Here is a 17,462-nt window from a genome sequence, read left to right as displayed (position 1 = left end):
CCCGATAGCTGAGTGTCAGTCACTGCATCTGGTGACTGACACTCAGCTATCGGGAGCAAGCCCCCTCCCACATTGGTTTTGTGTTGCCTGTTACTGACGCTGCAGCAACCCCGGCAACTGCGCCAGCAGCTTCTGGTTGTTCAGCGGCGCACGGATGAACCCACGCTGCGTGCCGTCCGGGCCGATCAGCGCGAGGTTGCCGCTGTGGTCCACGGTGTAGTTGGGCTTGCTGGTATCGGCCGGAATGAACGGAATGCTCACCGCATTCGACACCTTCTGCACATCGTCCACCGTCGCACCGGTCAGCCCCTGAAATTGCGGGTCGAAGTAGCCCAGATACTGCTTGAGCTGGGTGGGCGTGTCGCGGTGAGGGTCGACGCTGACCAGGATCACCTGCAACTTATCCACCGCCTCCTTGGGCAGCTCGCTCTTGATCTGGCGCAGCTGGGCGAGAGTGGTCGGGCAGATGTCCGGGCAAAAGGTGTAGCCGAAAAACAGCAGGCTCCACTTGCCTTTCAACTCATTGACGAGCACGGGCTGGCCGTCCTGGTTGGTCATACTGACCGGCGGCAACTGACGGCTTTGCGGCAGCAGGATGATGCCCGCGTCGATCAAGGCGGTAGGGTCGCCCTGACCTTTGCCCGAGAGCACTTTGTTGACAGTCAGGCCCATGATCAACGCGACGATGGCCACCAGGATAAAGACGGTTTTTTGAGTTCGGGTCATAGGTTCAACAGTAAGTAGTGGTCTACGAGCAGGGCGATAAACAGCAGCAGCAAGTACCAGATAGAGTACTTGAAGGTGTTGATCGCCGCGTGCGGCTTGCTGCCACGGTACAGCACCCAGGCCCATTGCAGAAAGCGCCCACCCAATACCAGCGCACAGGCCAGGTACAGCAAGCCGCTCATATGGATGACGTACGGCATCAGGCTCACGGCCAGCAGGGCAAAGGTGTAGAGCAGGATATGCACCTTGGTGTAGTGCTCGCCATGGGTGACCGGCAGCATGGGGATATCGGCCTTGGCATATTCCTCTTTGCGGTGGATGGCCAGCGCCCAGAAGTGCGGCGGCGTCCACGCGAAGATGATCAGTACCAGCAGCAAGGGCTCGGCGCTGACATGACCGGTGACGGCGACCCAACCCAACAGCGGCGGCGCCGCACCGGCGAGCCCGCCAATAACGATATTCTGCGGCGTCGCGCGCTTTAGAAAGCCGGTGTAGATCACCGCGTAGCCGAGCAGCGAGGCCAGGGTCAGCCACGCCGCCAGGGGGTTGGTGAAGGCCAGCAGCAGGGCCAGGCCCGCAATGGCCAGCAACAATGCAAACGCCAGCGCCGCCATCGGCGATACGCGCCCTTGCGCCAGGGGCCGCTTGTGGGTGCGCGCCATCAGCGCGTCAATCCGCCGGTCTACCACATGGTTCACGACCGCAGCGCCGCCTGCGCACAGGGCAATGCCCAGGTTGCCAAACACCAGCACCGGCCACGGCACCCCGGCGCGGGTCGCCAGGAACATCCCCACCAACGAGGTGATGAGCATCAGTACCACCACTTTCGGCTTGGTCAGCTCCAAATAGTCACGCCAGATCGCCTGGCTGTGACGCGCGCCGATCAAGGTCGCCATGGCATCTCTCCTTTAAGGGTGATGAGGCCCGATACGTGTTTGCGCGGGATGAAGCGCCAGCCGAACGGCAACTGGTTGCGCACCCGAAGCAGGCTGGTGCGCGCGTGGTAATTGACCAACACCAAGCTCAGCAACAAGGCTGCGCCGCCAGCGTTATGCCCGACCGCCACGGGCAGCGGCAACCCGAACGCCACGTTACTCACCCCCAGGCCGATTTGCGCCGCCAGGGCGATTAACAGTAAACCCGCCAGGCGCGTCATACCCACCACGCGCAACTGCCAGGCCAACCCCAGCAGCACCAGGGTAACCAGCACCGCGCCGATGCGGTGAGTCAGGTGGATGGCCGTGCGCGCCTCGCTGTCGAGCTGGCCACCCAGGTAGTTGGGCCCAATGTGCTGGGTCAGGTGAAAGCCATTGGCGAAATCCGCGGCCGGCCACCATTCGCCATGGCAGGTCGGCAAGTCCACACAAGCCACGGCGGCGTAGTTGGAACTGACCCAGCCGCCCAACGCGATTTGGCCGATCACCAGCACCAACCCGGCCGTCGCCCAATATTGCAGGCGCCTAGGCACAATCAACGCGGGCAACACGCCAGACAAACGCAGGGTCAGCAGAAACAGCAGGCTCAAGGTTGCAAAGCCGCCCAGCAGGTGCCCGGTGACCACCTGTGGCCACAGCTTCAACGTCACCGTCCACATGCCGAACGCCGCCTGGGCGAAGACCACGGCCAATATGAACAGTGGCAATTTCACCGGCTGGCCCGGATCACGCCGATGGCGCCACGACCGCGCGGCCAACAGCACGATCAGCACGCCGAGGGTGCCGGCAAAGTAGCGATGGGTCATCTCGGCCCAGCCCTTGTCCGCTTCCACCGGCGTGTCGGGAAAATGCAGCTCGGCATGGGCCAGCTGGGCTTCGCTTTGCGGCACGCTGATAAAGCCATAGCAGCCCGGCCAATCCGGGCAGCCCAGACCGGCGTGGGTCAGGCGGGTATAGGCGCCCAGCAGCACAACGATCAGTGCCAGCAAGGTGGCAAACAACGCGAGGCGAAATCCAGGTTTGGCCATGACGATGCCCTTATCCGATGTTCGAGAGTTTCAGCAGGTGACGCAGGTCGTTGAGCAGGTCCTTGCCCTTGGCCTTGGCGTCGTAGCGCAGCACCAGGTTGCCGTGCGGGTCGACGATCCACAGTTGCGCCTCGCCAGGGACGGCAGCGTTCTTGCTGAAGGTCGACAGGTCCAGCGCGTAGCGTTGCAGTTGCGGGTATTCAGCCTTGAGCTTGGCGTCGTAGTCGGCGCCCACTGGCTGCGCACTGGCCAGGGCATGGCTGGCGCGCGAGGCGTCGCGGCCGAGGCCGATCTGCAATTGGCGCGCGAGGTACACCAATTGCTGGCAATCGGCAGTGCAGGCGGCGGGCGCGGTGACCAGCAGTTGCCAACGCTGCTCATCGGCCTGCACGCCGATGTCGGCGCGGGTCTGGCCGTTGCCGATCATCTCGCCGTGGTAGCTGCGGCTCTCCGGAACCCAGAACTGCAACTTGTACATAAAGGTGGCCAGCACCATCGGGCCGACCACCATCAGCAGGATCAGGACTAATTGCCAGCGGCCTTTGCGTCGGTCAGGCGCCTCAGACATGTTGGGTGGATTCATGGCCGCTCCCATGGTGGTTCTCCTTTGCGTTGTGCCATCCGAGGTAGAGGTAAAGGGCAAGCAGGGCCAGCGCCATGGCGAACCATTGCACCGCATAGGCGAGGTGTTTTTCCGGGCCCATGGCAACCACCGGCCAGTTGGTTTCGTAGGAAGCCGGGCCCGCCTGGGCGCGCAGTTCGTAGGCAAAACCGCTGCGGCCCAACTCGGCCCACAACGCGGCGGGATGCAGCGCGGTCAAAAGGCGCGGCCACTGCGTGCTGGCCGGGTCGGCGTGCAACTGGAAGGTTTCGCCAGGGGCGACGTACACCCAGGCCTCGAGACTTAAAGGCTGTTGCGGGGTGGTGAAGGCCGGCGGCGTGCGCCGGTCCGGCCAGGGCAACCAGCCGCGATTGAGCCACAGCCACAGGCCGCTTGCCTGGTCGTGAAACGGTTGCAGCAGCTCGACACCGGCCTTGCCGTCGCGCATGCGGTTGTCGAGCAACACGCTGTGCTCGGCGTCGAATTGCCCGCGCAGGTGCACGCGGCGCAAGGCCGGGTCAGCCATGTCATCAAGCTGCAGACTGCTGATCGGGTCGGCTACGCGTCGCTCGGCATAGCGCTCCAGCAGTAGCTGTTTTTCATGGCCGCGAGCCAATTGCCAGAAGCCCAGGCCCACCATCAACGGCAGCAGCACCAGCACCACCAACGTGGGTGCGAGCCCTGGGCGAAAGTCTTTTATGGCGCTGGCTATACTTGTTTTCATTGCCCGCCCATCCGAGTGGAACCTGACCATGCTCAAAGCAGCTATTGCCCTGATGCTGATCGCGACTGTCTTGAGCCTGTTCAGCGGCTTGTTCTTTCTGGTCAAGGACGAGGGCAACTCCAACCGCCTCGTTACCGCCTTGACCGTGCGTGTGGTGCTGGCCGTGATCACCGTAGGCTTGATCGCCTGGGGCTTTTTCAGCGGCCAGCTCGTATCCCACGCGCCTTGGTAAAACGCCTCACAGCACGTAGACGAAGAAAAACAGCCCGATCCACACCACATCCACAAAATGCCAGTACCAACTGGCCGCCTCGAACCCGAACTGGTGCTCGGCAGTGAAATGCCCGCGCAGGATACGCATCAGCATGACAAACAGAATGATGGTGCCGATCGTCACGTGGGCGCCGTGAAAGCCGGTGAGCATGAAGAACGTCGCGCCATACACACCCGAACCCAGCGTGAGCCCCAACTCTTTATACGCGTGGATATATTCCTCGGCCTGGAACCCCAGGAACGCCAGTCCCAGCAACACCGTGATCGCCAACCAGATTTTCAGCGCGCCGCGATGGCCTTTGCGCAGGGCATGGTGGGCAATGGTGATGGTCACGCTCGAGCTGACCAGCAGAATGGTGTTCACCAGCGGCAAGCCCCACGGGCTGATGGTGCCTTGCGGCGCGGGGTACAGTTTCGGGTCAGGGTTATTGAGCAGCGGCCAGGCGAACTCGAAGTTCGGCCACAGCATATGCGCCACGCCCTTATGCCCTTCGCCGCCAAGCCAGGGGCCGGAAAGATGCCGCACATAAAACAGTGCGCCGAAGAACGCGATAAAGAACATCACTTCGGAAAAGATGAACCAGCTCATGCCCCAGCGAAACGAGCGGTCCATCTGCGCGCTGTACAAGCCGGCACGGCTTTCCTTGATCACCGCACCGAACCAGCCGAACAGCATGTAGGCCAGTAGCAGGCCACCGACGAAAAAGATCCACGGGCCGTGGGATTCCGGGCGCGCCGCCTTGAGATCGTTGAACCACACGGCCAGGCCATACACGGTGACCAGCAGGCCAATCGTGGCAATTATCGGCCATTTGCTTTGCGCTGGTACGTAGTACGTATCATGAGTCGACATGTATTCGCTCTCCTGATTGAGGGGGCAAACAGTAGCTAGCCGCCGGTATGGGCAGCCACCGGCGGTTGCCGCGCAGTGATATCGAACAGCGTGTACGCCAGGGTCAAATGCTTCACATCCTTGGGCATGTCGCGATCGACGATAAAGCGCACCGGCATTTCGATGCGCTGGCCTGGCTGCAGCACCTGCTGGGTAAAGCAAAAGCACTCGGTCTTGTGGAAGTACATCGCCGCTTCAGCCGGGGAAATGCTCGGCACCGCCTGGGCGGTCATCGGTTTGTCCGTGGGGTTGTAGGCCACGAAGAGCATCTCGGTGACCGCGCCGGGATTGACCACCACCTCGTCGGCTTTGGCGTAGAAATCCCAGACCATGTCGATGGCATTGGTGGACAAAAACTGCACGCGCACCTGGCGCGTCGGGTCCACAACCTGCGCGCCCTCGTACTGGCCGGCGGTCTTGCCGTTGATGCCGAACGCCTTGCACATCACGTCGTAAATCGGCACCAGCGCGAAGCCAAAGGCGAACATCGCCACCACTAAAATCAGTAGGCGGGTGACCAGGCGTTTGATCGGGATGGACTCAGCCATGACGCTCACCTGAGCCGAACTCGATCAATCTGGGAGGGGGCTTGCTCGCGATAACGATGTCGACTGGCACACCGCCATCGGGAGCAAGCCCCCTCCCACCTCGACGGTGTTCGCAGCGCATAGGCGCGTTCATTTCACCTCCGGCGGCGTCGTAAACGTGTGATACGGCGCAGGCGAGGGCACGCTCCACTCCAATCCTTCAGCCCCGTCCCACGGCTTGGCGGGCGCAGGCGGGCCGCCACGGATGCACTTGATCACGATGAACAGGAAGAAGATCTGCGTGGCGCCAAACATGAACGCGCCAATCGAGGAAACCATATTGAAGTCGGCGAACTGCAGGTTGTAATCCGGCACCCGGCGCGGCATGCCGGCCAGCCCCACGAAGTGCATGGGGAAGAACGCCATGTTCATGCCCACGAAAGACAGCCAGAAATGCAGCTTGCCCAGGGTTTCGTCGTACATGTGGCCGGTCCATTTCGGCAGCCAGTAGTAGGCCGAGGCGAAGATGCCAAAGATTGCCCCGGGCACCAGTACGTAATGGAAGTGCGCCACCACGAAGTAGGTGTCGTGGTACTGGAAGTCCGCCGGTGCGATGGCCAGCATCAGCCCGGAAAAACCGCCGATGGTGAACAGGATCACAAACGCCACGGCAAACAGCATCGGCGTCTCGAAGGTCAGCGAGCCCTGCCACATGGTGCTGACCCAGTTGAACACCTTCACCCCCGTCGGCACCGCGATCAGCAGCGTGGCGTACATGAAGAACAACTCGCCCACCAAGGGAATGCCCACCACAAACATGTGGTGCGCCCACACGATGAACGACAGGAACGCGATGCTCGCCGTGGCGTAGACCATCGAGGTGTAGCCAAACAGCGGCTTGCGCGAAAAAGTCGGGATGATCGAGCTGACGGCGCCAAAGGCCGGCAGGATCATGATGTACACCTCGGGATGGCCGAAAAACCAGAACACATGCTGGAACAACACCGGGTCACCACCGCCGGCCGCGCTGAAGAAGCTGGTGCCGAAGTGAATGTCCATCAGCATCATGGTCACGCAACCGGCAAGCACCGGCATCACCGCAATCAGCAGGAACGCGGTGATCAGCCAGGTCCACACAAACAGCGGCATCTTCATCAGGGTCATGCCGGGTGCGCGCAGGTTGAGGATGGTGGCGACCACATTGATCGCGCCCATGATCGAACTGATGCCCATCAGGTGGATGGCAAAGATGAAAAACGTCACGCTTTCCGGCGCGTAGGTGGTGGAGAGCGGGGCGTAGAAGGTCCAGCCGAAATTCGGCCCACCGCCGGGGCTGAACAGGGTCGAGACCAGCAGCAGGAACGCCGCCGGCAGCAGCCAGAAACTGAAATTGTTCATGCGCGGCAGGGCCATGTCCGGCGCGCCGATCATCAGCGGGATCATCCAGTTGGCCAGACCAACGAACGCCGGCATCACCGCGCCGAACACCATGATCAGGCCGTGCATGGTGGTCATCTGGTTGAAGAACGCCGGCTCGACGATCTGCAAGCCGGGCTGGAACAGCTCGGCGCGGATCACCATGGCGAAAGAGCCGCCCAGCAAGAACATGGTGAAGGCGAACCACAGGTACATGGTGCCGATGTCTTTGTGGTTGGTGGTCAGCACCCAGCGCATCAAACCCTTGGCGGGGCCGTGGGCATGGTCAGCGTGACCATGGTCATCGATCACAGCGCTCATGGCCGTTCTCCTGCAAGCGAGTGGGCGGGGCAGTTCGAGACATACGCAGTGAGAGGAGTCATTTGCTTTCCGCCTGCTTGATGGCCAGCACATCTTTAGGGGTGACCATGTCGCCTTTGTTGTTGCCCCACGCGTTGCGCTCGTAGGTCACCACGGCGGCGATATCGACTTCCGACAGCTGCTTGCCGAAGGCCGCCATCGCGGTGCCGGGCTTGCCGTGGTAAACCAGGTTCAAGTGATCGGCCGCCGGCCCGGTGGCAATCTTCGAGCCCTTGAGCGCCGGGAACATCGGCGGCAAGCCCTGGCCTTCGGCCTGGTGACAGGCCACGCAGGTGGTGTGGTAGACCTTGTCGCCGCGCGCAACCAGCTCTTCCAGCGTCCACTCCTTGGAGGTCAGCTCCTTGAGCTTGGCCGCCTCTTCCTTGCGCTCGCCAAGCCACGTGTCGTAGTCGGCTTTGGACTTGACCTCAACCACAATCGGCATGAAACCGTGGTCCTTGCCGCACAGCTCGGCGCACTGGCCACGGTAGATGCCGGGCTTCTCGACACGCGTCCAGGCCTCGTTGACGAAACCGGGGATGGCGTCGCGCTTGACCGCAAACGCCGGCACCCACCACGAGTGGATCACGTCGGCAGCGGTCACCAAAAAGCGCACCTTGGCGCCCACCGGCAACACCAGCGGCTGGTCGACTTCCAGCAGGTAATGTTCGCCCTTGGTGGCCTGGTTATGGATCTGCTCGGCAGGGGTGGCCAGGTTGCTGAAGAACTCCACATCCTGGCCCAGGTATTTGTAATGCCACTTCCACTGGTAGCCGGTGACCTGGATATCGATATCCGATTCACTGCTGTCGTAGATATTGATCAGGGTCTTTGTCGCCGGGATGGCCATCGCCACCAGGATCAGCAAGGGCACCACGGTCCAGAGGATTTCCACGGTGGTGCTCTCGTGGAATTTGGCCGCGACCTGGCCCGTGGAACGGCGGTGAAGGATCATCGACCAGAACATCGCGCCAAACACCACAATGCCGATCACCACACAGATCCAGAAAATGGTCATGTGCAGGTCGAACACAGCGTGACTGACTTCTGTCGCCCCTGGCGCCATATTCGTTGTCCAGGCGGCGTGCGCCTGGCCGAATACCGACCACAACAGGAGGCCCATCCAAACGTGTGGATGTCGCATCATTGCGGGTTCCCCTTATCGTTCTTGTTATCCCGCCGGTTTGCACCTGCGTCGAAGGGAGCGGCTTCCAGATTGCTTACAACCGCTTAGCCTTGCCTGCTTATGCAGTCTGGCGTCATCAGCTAATCGCGTACAAATCCGAGTATAGACAGGCTCTGCAACCCCGCAATGTGTAGGGGCAAATGAGCAAAAATGAGCGGCGCGGGCCAATAAATACGCGTGCGGAATCGTTTATCCGACGAACGATGGCGATTCGATATAACGCACACGCATAACCATGAAATAATTATGACAAATGCATCTGAGGCCCTCGTATAAACGAGCTACCTTAGGTTCTCCCTATTCCTACACCTGCATCACTGGAGCCTTCATGAACACCGCCGCATTGCGCGAGCAGATTTCCCGTGCCCATCAACACGAATCCAGCACTGGCCAGCTTGCCCTGCAGCTGGAACAACAATTGCCGCACCTGCATTCGGCCATCTCCCTGGCTGACGGTGATCGCAACATTGTCATGACCCGTTTTGTAACTGCCTACATCGACCTCGTACCTGACTTGCTGGACGCCGCCAATGACGTGGCCCGTGAAGCCGGGATCGAAAGCCAGATCAAGCCAGTGCTCAAGATTGCCGAGCATTTCTTCTTGCAGCCGCCTGCAATCCTGGCCGGTCATGAAGGGCTCGACGGCTTGCTGGACGAGGCTTACCTGGCCCATCGCCTGGTGGAAGAAGTAAACGATCTGTATATCAAGCATTTCGGTCAGCCGCTGATTCCGGCGGATACCACCGTGGCCAACCTGATCGCCCATCAACTGATCGGCGAAGCGTTCGCCAACCAGCTCGATGAAGCCGTGCACCTGGCGGTGGATGAAATGCTAAACGAAGACAGCTTTGCGCTGGAGTCGGTCGAAGCCTACCGCGAGCAGCTCAAGAGCCCGCACACAGAGGCCGCGTGGAAGCGCTGGCCGTGCCTGTCACGGCAATTGGGGGTTGAGTTGGCGTTGGATCAGCCGGCTTAAATCCCAAGTTAGACGCAGTACAAATGTGGGAGGGGGCTTGCCCCCGATAGCGGGGTGTCAGTCAAACTGTTGTTAACTGACCCACCGCAATCGGGGGCAAGCCCCCTCCCACATTTTTCATCCGGTTTCGTCAGCCAGTGGCTGGCGCTGAACCAATCCCTACCGTCGTCCGTACCCGGCCTTCCAACCGGCGCTTCAACCCGCGCGCTTCGATCACCAGCGTCGAGCCCTTGGCGGCATTCGCGCGGCCCCATTCCTCCAGCAACTCCAGGCAGGAATGGTCGATATAACTCAAGTTGCTGAGCGGTACATGCAAGGTGGTCCCCGCCGGCACCGTCGACAGCACCTGGGTCAGCGCCGGCACTTTCAGAAAGGTCGCCGCGCCGGTCAAGCGCAACTCCATCTCGCCGTTCTGAGGCAAATCGATCAGGCTGACCTTGAGTCGCGATGCCTTGAGCGCCAGCTTCACCAGCGTCAGACCGAAGCCCACCAGCACACCGGTAAGCAGGTCGGTGAAGATAATCGCCAGCGCCGTCGCCGCATACGTGAACATCGGCATCCGCCCGTAGCGCCCCAGCCCTCGGAACGCCTTGATGTCCACCAGCTTGATGCCGGTGTAAACCAGCACGCCTGCCAGGCTCGCCACTGGGATGCTTTGCAGCACACTCGACAGCAACAGCACAAAACCCAGCAGCCACACACCATGGAACATCGCCGACAAACGCGTGGTGGCACCGGCCTGCACATTGGCCGAGCTGCGCACGATCACGCCGGTCATCGGCAGCGCGCCGACCAGGCCACAGAGCATGTTGCCCACACCTTGGGCGGACAATTCCTTGTCAAAATCCGAACGTTGCCCGCTGTGCATGCGGTCCACCGCTGCAGCAGAGAGCAGCGTCTCGGCACTGGCGATGAACGCCACGGCGAAGGCGGCGATCAGCAGTTGGGGGTCGGCCAGGTTCAGCAAGTCGCTGGGGCGCAGCCAATCGATAGCGTCGGCCAGGTTATCCGGGACTTCCACGCGCTTGACCTGCAACGCCAGCACCAGGCTGGTTACCGTTGCCAGCCCTACACCCAGCAAAGCGCCCGGTACGAAGCGCAGGGCTTGCGGGCGCAATTTATCCCACAGGTACATCACCAACATCGTCGAAAGCCCGAGCAAGCCAGCCTGCCAACCCAGGCCGCCACCCAGGGTAGGGATCGCCTCAGCCAACGCCGCCGGAAAACCCGCCAGGTTATCCAACCCCGAGGGCTTGGGTGTACCGTCGAGCATCACATGGACCTGCGACAGCACAATCAACACGCCGATACCCGCCAGCATGCCGTACACCACCGCCGGGGCCGTCACGCGGAACCAGCACCCCAGGCGCAGACGCCCGGCCACCAGTTGCAGGAAACCCGCCAGCAGCAAAATCGGCCCGAGCATCAGCATGCCATGCTGGCGCACCAGCTCGAACACCAACACCGCCAGGCCCGCCGCCGGGCCACTGACTTGCAGGGGCGAACCCGCCAGCCAACCGACAACCAGGCCACCGATGATCCCGGTGATCAGGCCCTTGGCCGGCGGCATGCCGGACGCAATCGCGATGCCCATGCACAAGGGCAGGGCAACCAGAAACACAACCACGGAGGCCAGCAGCTCCCGTGGCAATACAGCTTTCAATTGAGCAGCACGCATGATGACTCTCCCGAGGCATTCGCCGGGCGCGGCAAAGCCTGGCTGCATCCATGGCAGCCACCGCTTTACCCGGCAGGGAAGTGTTTTAGAAGCGCGCTTTAGGCGTCGCGGAAGGAATCGGCCCGTCGCCACCCAACGGTCGGAATGTCGACTGATCCGCGTCGTAGGCCCGGATTTCACTGGTCTCGATATTGTAAATCCAGCCATGGATAAACAATTGACCGTTAGCCATGCGCGAGGCCACCGATGGGTGGGTGCGCAAATGCTGCAACTGGGCGATGACGTTTTCTTCGGTCAGCACCTTCATGCTCTCGCCTTCATTGGCGCAGTCGCAGTTGTCCTCAACCATGGACTTGGCGACTTCGGCGTGGCGCAGCCAGGCCCGGACCGTCGGCATTTTCTCAAGGCTGGAGGGGTTGAGTACCGCGCGCATCGCGCCGCAGTCGGAGTGCCCGCACACGATAATGTGCTGCACGCCCAAGGCGAGCACCGCGTACTCGATGGCCGTGGACACGCCGCCGTTCATCTGGCCGTAGGGCGGTACGACGTTGCCGACGTTACGCGTCACGAACAGGTCGCCAGGGGAGCTTTGGGTAATCAGCTCAGGCACGATGCGCGAGTCGGCGCATGTAATGAACATCGCCCGAGGGCTCTGGGCCGTGGCGAGCTTCTTGAAGAGTTCTTCCTGCTGGGGGAAGACGTCGTGATGGAAATGCAAAAAGCCGTCAACGATATGCTGCAGCGCTGCATCGGCGGACTCCGCCACTTGAGGGGCTGAAGCCGACGCAGCCAACGGCTGTTTATCCTTGTCACTCATGATTCATCCTCTTGATTAATGCAGGGGGAGTTTTCAGGCAAGTTCGACGCCTGGCCAGTGGAAAAGTTGTAAAGGCCAAACACCGGGCTGTGGACTCATTAGTCATTCGTTGAACAAGGTAACCACCGAAACTTAACTCAAACTGAATGAACCGCTCTAGGACGCGGGTTTCAGTGATGTCAAAACGCGACCACTCCTGAGGGGAGGCGCGCTCATCTTCATCAGTCTACAACAATGCCATCTGCCTGCCCGGTGGGCAGAACGCCGTGCAATCCAGATTGAAGCCCTCACGGCGGTTGAGCCCCAGGCGCTTGATCGCCTTGCTGAAGCGCTGCGCCAGCAAATCGGCAAACGGCCCCTCACCGCGCATGCGCACGCCGAAACGGCTGTCATACACCTCGCCGCCGCGTACCTGGCGCACCAGGCTCATCACGTGGGCCGCGCGCTGCGGGTAATGCGCCGCCAGCCACTCCTCAAACAGCGGTGCCACTTCCAGCGGCAGGCGCAACATCATGTACGCCGCGCTTTGCGCACCGGCGGCGTGGGCTTCGGTCAGCAGGCTTTCCAGCTCGCTGTCATTGATCATTGGAATCATCGGCGAGCACAACACCCCCACCGGGATCCCCGCGTCGCGCATCACTCGAATCGCCCGCAACCGCGCCTTGGGCGCCGCCGCACGCGGCTCCAGGATGCGCTTGAGCTCGTCGTCCAGGCTCGTGAGGCTGATCATCACCGCCACCAGACGTTGCCTGGCCAGCTCGGTGAGCAGGTCGAGATCGCGCAGGATCAGCGAACCCTTGGTGATGATGGTCACCGGGTGCCGGTACCGCAGCAGCACTTCAAGGGTTTGCCGGGTGACCCTGTATTCGCGTTCGATCGGCTGGTACGGGTCAGTGTTGGAGCCCAGGTTGATCGGCGCGCACACGTAACCCGGCTTCGACAGCTGTTGTTCCAGCACGTCGGCGGCGTTGGTCTTGGCGATCAGTCTGGTTTCGAAATCCAGCCCCGGTGACATGTCCCAATAGGCATGGCTGGGCCGCGCATAGCAGTAGATGCAGACATGCTATGTTATAGGTTCCATTACCTATGACTGCTCAAAAAATGACCAAGAAATGTTATTCCTACGTTAGATTCTCATCTAAACGTCAGGAGGATGGCAGCACCAGAACACGCCAGAATGAGCTTATAGACGCTTTCGTGTCCACGCATGGCTTGGAAGTAGATAGACATCTTGAAGACGCAGGAACGTCTGCATACCACGGTAAAAACGCCAGTGCTGAGGGTGTGCTTGGTCAGTTTCTTCAAGAAGTCAGAAAAGGTGAAATTGAGCGAGGTTCATACCTGCTCATTGAAAACTTCGACCGTCTGTCAAGAGACAAGATGGTTCGTAGTAACAAGATTTTTACAGACCTTTTATTTTCAGGTATCAAGATCGTCATCCTTGATAAAAATAAGGTTTATGACGCAGACAACCTTGATGTGGGCGATTGGATTAATGCACAGATAGAGTTTGCACGAGCTAACGCCGAGAGCAAGCGGAAAAGCGATTTTTCAAGCAAAGCTTGGAAATATAATCGTGAAAAAATGCGTGATGGTGAAATCGTCACAAAAAAAGTTCCAACGTGGTTAAGAGTTGAAAATAACACCTTCGTAATTGATGAGGAAAAAGTAGAGAGAATTAGAACTCTCTTCAAACTTTCTTTGTCGAAAGGCCTACAGGAAGCAACCAAAGAATACAATCAACTATTCATTGATAAAATTGCAATTCATCAAGCTCAATACCTATTAAGCAATAGAAAGCTTATCGGGGAGCATAGCCCACAAAAAATCCATTATGACGAAAATGGAAAGCTTATAAGAAAAGATGAAGGGGAACCAATCCCGAATTATTACCCACCTGTCATAGATGAAGAGCTTTTCTTAAAAGCTCAGTCAGTTATCAAATCAAGAAAGCCTTTTGCCGGCAGATACTCAAATCAACGATATAACGTATTTCGTGACCTTATCTATTGCAAGTGGTGTGGTGGAACCATTAGATATATGAATAAAGGAGAAAGGGATTATTTCATATGCACAAACTCCATGACTGGCAAATGTGACTTGAACAGTCATTTTGGTCAGCTATCCATTCGGGGAAAAAAACTATTCAACATGTTTTTTCGCTTCACCGATGGAATAAATATCGGCACGTTATTGGAAGAAAACTCAAACGCTGATGAAGTCAAAAACTCAATCATGAAACTAGAGAACAGCAGAAACAAAATCAACATTAGGCTTCATGACTTCAAATCTAAAATCAAAGCAATGATTATGGATGGCGACGCCATTCCAGAAACCTACAATGAAATTATCATTGAACTTGAAAATTCCACCGTCAGCATTGATGCAGAAATCGAAGACAAGAAAAAAGAGCTTGAACAAATTCTTTCTTCCTTCAAATCATTCTATGACTTGAAAGACATTGATATTGAAAAAATAATCTATGACAAAACAGAGGAAGCAGTAGCGAAAAGAGTTTCCTACAACAATGAATTGAAGAATATTATAAAACATATCCGAATTGACTTTTTAGAAACTGTAATGGAAGTAGAGTTCACTAACAAAATCGTGAGGTTTATTGATGGCAATGGTAGCGTTCTTGAATATGAAAAAGACTTTGTCCCTGATGAAGACTATACAACTATCTATAATTATGACAAGGACTATATCAATCCAGACATTTAGATTTTCATCAGCGTGATTTTAAGACTTCCTTTGAGGTGTCTTTTTTCTTCCTATCCATAATCCTATACAGCCTCCTATACAACTACTTGCAAATATTATTCCTATACACCCTTGAAAACTTTTAAACTTAAGTTAGCATAATAATATGAAGCCAAGTAAAAGAAGGCGAGCAATGGGAATGTATAGGAAAAAACTTCGTTTTTATCCTATCGTTCAAAAGTCTTCGACATTTTTCACTTACTTCCCTACTCGATTTTCTACACTTCGTTTGAAAATAAAAACCAGAATCGAGGAAATGCAATATTGAAATATTGCAGAAAAAAATAAAACTTAAACACGAGGATAACTATGACTAAAGAATCAACAAGGAAAGGTGAACAATTCAACATTAGAATTTCAGCGGTAGCAAAAGAACAGATTGCAGCTAATGCAAAACTTTTAGGCATCAGCCAAGCGAGATACATAGAGCAACTCTCATTAAATGGATGCAACGTAATTGAGATAAGAAATGATAGCTTCGTTGAGTGCGTAAAGAAAGCGGAGGCTCACCTAAACCAGATGGGTAACAACTTAAACCAGATGGCCAGAGCTATCAACTTAGGAAAAATTGATTTAGTCGAAAAAAATATTGGACTGATTAACAATGCTAAAAAATCCTTTGACCATCTTTACTTAAAACTTGCTGAACATGAAGAAAAAATAACTTTAAACAAACAACCGTAAGGATTATATGATAAGAAAGAAACTCAGCACACAGAAAAGCAAAGGAGAGACACAGAACACGCTAGCTTATAGTTTAAAAAAATCAATCCTCATAGACAGCAACAGAAGTCAAACAGGCACAACACAGGAGTTCATTGAGTTTCTAGCAAAGAAGATTGACAAGTTTTGTAAAGGAAAGCAGAAGAATACCAGTTTTCACGAAATGGTATCGTTTGACCCATCTGACAAAATCACTTCTGAGCAAGCCCTTGCCATAGCAAAAGAACTTTATTCAGATACTCACGGTTTAAACCGTGAGCACGCTTTTGCCGTTCATACAGATACCAATCAAATCCACGTTCACTTTATTTGGGCACCCCGAGACTTTAATAACAAGATTTATAACCAAGTCGATGACTATCGTATTATTGAAAAAAAACTAACACAGTTAGAAAACACGCATAGACTTGTCCAAGTCACTAACAGAAAGTCTTTAAATACTAATCTAGAAACAAACCCACCAAAGCACAACAAAGAAAGGGCCATTGAAGTTAGAGGTATCAAGTCACATAAAAAAGAATTCAAGGATGAAATTGAAATCGCTTTGAAAGACGCATTCACAACAACTGCTTTTCTAGCTAACCTTCACAAGCAAGGCTTTGACGTTATCCCAAATGGGCAAAACGCCTACTCATTGGAGAAAGAAGGTCAAATATTCAAAGCTAGTGAGCTAGGCATTCAACACTCGAAACTAAAAAACAAACTTCAAGAACAGCATCAATTCAGTGAATTGATGGAGCACTATTCGAAAAAAGCTCGTAGATACAACAGCGAGCTAAAACTAATTACAAATGAAGATATTGAGCTTCTTAAAAAGAATAAGTTTAAAACGGTCCTAGACAAAAAATTCACCCATCAAAAAATAGGCGATAAAACTGAACACTTCTTTAAGAACACAACCAACCAGAAAGCATTTGAATACCACAAAGACCCTTCCCAAGTCACATTCCAAGATTTATCAAGAGACAGTATAAAAGCAGGGCTTCAACGCTTAACGACAGACATGAAGAGACCTAGCACCCTCTATGTGAGTGGGCCAGACTACGCCAAGAAAAAAATGTGGATGGAGTTCAAGATGATGGGCCTTGAGGACAAAGGTTTCACATTGTCAGGTTACAGACCAACTCAAAATGACTTAAAAGAGCTTGAACAACGAAAAGCTGACTATAAATTACAGGCCCAAAAATGGAAGCTCCAGAAAGCCGCAGGAAAGCCTAATTTTGTTGATACCGACATTGCCTCACCAGTCGACGCCATGTCTGCTAAAAACGCACCAAGGCCACTTGCAGAGCCTAAAAACACTAAGATTGATGGCGACTATCTCACTTATGACGTTAGCGACTTATGTGACGAAATGACCGATGTAGTGAGTCGTATCGAAAGAAAGAATTTAATTGGTAACAGCAGCAATGATATTGCAGGCCACAGAAGATGGGATGCTACACACCGTGACTATGTCCATTTAAAACCTGCCAACGAACAAGCACAATACTATTTAAGGCAAGAATTATACAAATTATATGACGCGATAAAAGATAAAGCCCCAAACCTCGCTGAAGAGATTGATAAGGAATTTAAGAAATCAATGAAATACAGCACAAGATTTAAGCCAGAAATGCACATTTAAGAAAATCCTATCCCTCTTACGAGGGTTTTCTTTTGCAATCAAATCTTCTTGTCCTTACGAAGACTTTATAAGAGTTTTTAAATCCACTTTCCTTATAGCATCTATTGTAAGACTTAATAAAATCATTAACTACCGCCGAAACTGAAAACTCGTTTTCTCGGGCAATCATTTTTAACTCTTCAAATGCTTCTGAATCAACAGATAATGTAG

Annotated in this window: 17 protein-coding genes and 1 pseudogene; 5 read left to right on the top strand and 13 right to left on the bottom strand. The window is 55.5% G+C overall.

Going from position 1 to position 17,462, the window contains the following annotated elements; genetic code table 11:
* Positions 1 to 90 precede the first annotated feature (90 nt).
* The 5 genes from GIW02_RS24990 to GIW02_RS24970 are packed head-to-tail and all read right to left on the bottom strand — an operon-like array spanning position 91 to position 4,014.
* Positions 91 to 726 (bottom strand): SCO family protein, encoded by a 636-nt coding sequence (locus tag GIW02_RS24990; RefSeq protein ID WP_236422150.1) that lies wholly within the window; start codon positions 724 to 726, stop codon positions 91 to 93.
* Complete coding sequence (cyoE, locus tag GIW02_RS24985; protein WP_236416420.1) at positions 723 to 1,622, bottom strand: heme o synthase; 900 nt, start codon at positions 1,620 to 1,622, stop codon at positions 723 to 725. The genes GIW02_RS24990 and cyoE overlap by 4 nt, the downstream gene beginning before the upstream one ends.
* Positions 1,610 to 2,689 carry a COX15/CtaA family protein gene (locus tag GIW02_RS24980; protein ID WP_236416417.1) on the bottom strand — a complete coding sequence of 360 codons (1,080 nt, stop codon included), beginning with the start codon at positions 2,687 to 2,689 and terminating at the stop codon, positions 1,610 to 1,612. Before GIW02_RS24980 ends, cyoE begins: the two co-directional genes overlap by 13 nt.
* Positions 2,690 to 2,699: 10 nt before the next feature.
* Positions 2,700 to 3,284: a hypothetical protein gene (locus GIW02_RS24975; protein ID WP_236416406.1), complete on the bottom strand. Its 585-nt coding sequence runs from the start codon at positions 3,282 to 3,284 to the stop codon at positions 2,700 to 2,702.
* Complete coding sequence (locus GIW02_RS24970; RefSeq protein WP_236416402.1) at positions 3,250 to 4,014, bottom strand: SURF1 family protein; 765 nt, start codon at positions 4,012 to 4,014, stop codon at positions 3,250 to 3,252. Before GIW02_RS24970 ends, GIW02_RS24975 begins: the two co-directional genes overlap by 35 nt.
* 28 nt (positions 4,015 to 4,042) lie before the next feature.
* Here GIW02_RS24970 and GIW02_RS24965 point away from each other — a divergent pair, with 28 nt between their 5' ends.
* Complete coding sequence (locus tag GIW02_RS24965) at positions 4,043 to 4,246, top strand: twin transmembrane helix small protein (protein ID WP_236416399.1); 204 nt, start codon at positions 4,043 to 4,045, stop codon at positions 4,244 to 4,246.
* Positions 4,247 to 4,252: 6 nt separating this feature from the next.
* Here GIW02_RS24965 and GIW02_RS24960 read toward each other — a convergent pair whose 3' ends face one another.
* The 4 genes from GIW02_RS24960 to coxB all read right to left on the bottom strand — a co-directional run bounded on the left by GIW02_RS24960 (position 4,253) and on the right by coxB (position 8,629).
* Positions 4,253 to 5,140, bottom strand: coding sequence for a cytochrome c oxidase subunit 3 (locus GIW02_RS24960; protein ID WP_236416396.1), 888 nt, complete (start codon positions 5,138 to 5,140; stop codon positions 4,253 to 4,255).
* 35 nt (positions 5,141 to 5,175) lie between these two features.
* A complete protein-coding gene (locus GIW02_RS24955) occupies positions 5,176 to 5,727 on the bottom strand; it encodes a cytochrome c oxidase assembly protein (RefSeq protein WP_236416393.1) in 552 nt (183 codons plus the stop codon).
* A gap of 129 nt (positions 5,728 to 5,856) precedes the next feature.
* Positions 5,857 to 7,443 carry a cytochrome c oxidase subunit I gene (gene ctaD, locus GIW02_RS24950; RefSeq protein ID WP_236416390.1) on the bottom strand — a complete coding sequence of 529 codons (1,587 nt, stop codon included), beginning with the start codon at positions 7,441 to 7,443 and terminating at the stop codon, positions 5,857 to 5,859.
* Between the two features lie 58 nt (positions 7,444 to 7,501).
* On the bottom strand, positions 7,502 to 8,629 hold the full coding sequence (gene coxB / locus GIW02_RS24945) for a cytochrome c oxidase subunit II (protein WP_236416388.1): 1,128 nt from the start codon (positions 8,627 to 8,629) through the stop codon (positions 7,502 to 7,504).
* 367 nt (positions 8,630 to 8,996) lie between these two features.
* Between coxB and GIW02_RS24940 the strand changes: the two genes are divergently transcribed.
* On the top strand, positions 8,997 to 9,644 hold the full coding sequence (locus GIW02_RS24940) for a hypothetical protein (protein WP_236416386.1): 648 nt from the start codon (positions 8,997 to 8,999) through the stop codon (positions 9,642 to 9,644).
* Between the two features lie 130 nt (positions 9,645 to 9,774).
* Here GIW02_RS24940 and GIW02_RS24935 read toward each other — a convergent pair whose 3' ends face one another.
* The 3 genes and pseudogenes from GIW02_RS24935 to GIW02_RS24925 form a co-directional block, all read right to left on the bottom strand.
* On the bottom strand, positions 9,775 to 11,322 hold the full coding sequence (locus tag GIW02_RS24935) for a SulP family inorganic anion transporter (protein ID WP_236416384.1): 1,548 nt from the start codon (positions 11,320 to 11,322) through the stop codon (positions 9,775 to 9,777).
* An 85-nt stretch (positions 11,323 to 11,407) separates the two neighbouring features.
* Positions 11,408 to 12,139 (bottom strand): carbonic anhydrase, encoded by a 732-nt coding sequence (locus tag GIW02_RS24930; protein WP_236416382.1) that lies wholly within the window; start codon positions 12,137 to 12,139, stop codon positions 11,408 to 11,410.
* Between the two features lie 226 nt (positions 12,140 to 12,365).
* Positions 12,366 to 13,202 (bottom strand): annotated as a pseudogene (locus GIW02_RS24925) (PA0069 family radical SAM protein); the annotation flags it as partial.
* Positions 13,203 to 13,225: 23 nt separating this feature from the next.
* On the opposite strand from GIW02_RS24925, the gene GIW02_RS24920 reads away from it, so the two are divergent.
* The 3 genes from GIW02_RS24920 to GIW02_RS24910 all read left to right on the top strand — a co-directional run bounded on the left by GIW02_RS24920 (position 13,226) and on the right by GIW02_RS24910 (position 17,252).
* On the top strand, positions 13,226 to 14,863 hold the full coding sequence (locus GIW02_RS24920; protein ID WP_236416380.1) for a recombinase family protein: 1,638 nt from the start codon (positions 13,226 to 13,228) through the stop codon (positions 14,861 to 14,863).
* A 348-nt stretch (positions 14,864 to 15,211) separates the two neighbouring features.
* Positions 15,212 to 15,586, top strand: a complete 375-nt coding sequence (locus tag GIW02_RS24915) for a plasmid mobilization protein (protein ID WP_236416378.1) — start codon at positions 15,212 to 15,214, stop codon at positions 15,584 to 15,586.
* A 7-nt stretch (positions 15,587 to 15,593) separates the two neighbouring features.
* On the top strand, positions 15,594 to 17,252 hold the full coding sequence (locus tag GIW02_RS24910) for a relaxase/mobilization nuclease domain-containing protein (RefSeq protein ID WP_236416376.1): 1,659 nt from the start codon (positions 15,594 to 15,596) through the stop codon (positions 17,250 to 17,252).
* A gap of 16 nt (positions 17,253 to 17,268) precedes the next feature.
* On the opposite strand, the gene GIW02_RS24905 is transcribed toward GIW02_RS24910, so the two are convergent.
* The coding region (locus GIW02_RS24905; RefSeq protein ID WP_236422149.1) for a hypothetical protein at positions 17,269 to 17,462 on the bottom strand (194 nt) is incomplete at its 5' end.

This window comes from Pseudomonas syringae, from assembly GCF_021606685.1.
In the GTDB taxonomy this organism is placed as follows: Bacteria; Pseudomonadota; Gammaproteobacteria; order Pseudomonadales; family Pseudomonadaceae; genus Aquipseudomonas; species Aquipseudomonas syringae_R.
The sequence above is the reverse complement of the archived record's forward strand: the minus strand, read 5'-3'. Positions and strand labels throughout refer to the sequence as shown.

Excerpts from the sequence above, each read along its gene's own strand:
- GIW02_RS24990 (WP_236422150.1), bottom strand. The coding sequence starts at position 726 with ATGACCCGAACTCAAAAAACCGTCTTTATCCTGGTGGCCATCGTCGCG.
- GIW02_RS24915 (WP_236416378.1), top strand. The coding sequence starts at position 15,212 with ATGACTAAAGAATCAACAAGGAAAGGTGAACAATTCAACATTAGAATT.
- GIW02_RS24970 (WP_236416402.1), bottom strand. The coding sequence starts at position 4,014 with ATGAAAACAAGTATAGCCAGCGCCATAAAAGACTTTCGCCCAGGGCTC.
- GIW02_RS24965 (WP_236416399.1), top strand. The coding sequence starts at position 4,043 with ATGCTCAAAGCAGCTATTGCCCTGATGCTGATCGCGACTGTCTTGAGC.
- GIW02_RS24910 (WP_236416376.1), top strand. The coding sequence starts at position 15,594 with ATGATAAGAAAGAAACTCAGCACACAGAAAAGCAAAGGAGAGACACAG.
- GIW02_RS24980 (WP_236416417.1), bottom strand. The coding sequence starts at position 2,689 with ATGGCCAAACCTGGATTTCGCCTCGCGTTGTTTGCCACCTTGCTGGCA.
- ctaD (WP_236416390.1), bottom strand. The coding sequence starts at position 7,443 with ATGAGCGCTGTGATCGATGACCATGGTCACGCTGACCATGCCCACGGC.
- GIW02_RS24975 (WP_236416406.1), bottom strand. The coding sequence starts at position 3,284 with ATGGGAGCGGCCATGAATCCACCCAACATGTCTGAGGCGCCTGACCGA.
- GIW02_RS24940 (WP_236416386.1), top strand. The coding sequence starts at position 8,997 with ATGAACACCGCCGCATTGCGCGAGCAGATTTCCCGTGCCCATCAACAC.
- GIW02_RS24960 (WP_236416396.1), bottom strand. The coding sequence starts at position 5,140 with ATGTCGACTCATGATACGTACTACGTACCAGCGCAAAGCAAATGGCCG.
- GIW02_RS24920 (WP_236416380.1), top strand. The coding sequence starts at position 13,226 with ATGACTGCTCAAAAAATGACCAAGAAATGTTATTCCTACGTTAGATTC.
- coxB (WP_236416388.1), bottom strand. The coding sequence starts at position 8,629 with ATGATGCGACATCCACACGTTTGGATGGGCCTCCTGTTGTGGTCGGTA.
- cyoE (WP_236416420.1), bottom strand. The coding sequence starts at position 1,622 with ATGGCGACCTTGATCGGCGCGCGTCACAGCCAGGCGATCTGGCGTGAC.
- GIW02_RS24955 (WP_236416393.1), bottom strand. The coding sequence starts at position 5,727 with ATGGCTGAGTCCATCCCGATCAAACGCCTGGTCACCCGCCTACTGATT.
- GIW02_RS24935 (WP_236416384.1), bottom strand. The coding sequence starts at position 11,322 with ATGCGTGCTGCTCAATTGAAAGCTGTATTGCCACGGGAGCTGCTGGCC.
- GIW02_RS24930 (WP_236416382.1), bottom strand. The coding sequence starts at position 12,139 with ATGAGTGACAAGGATAAACAGCCGTTGGCTGCGTCGGCTTCAGCCCCT.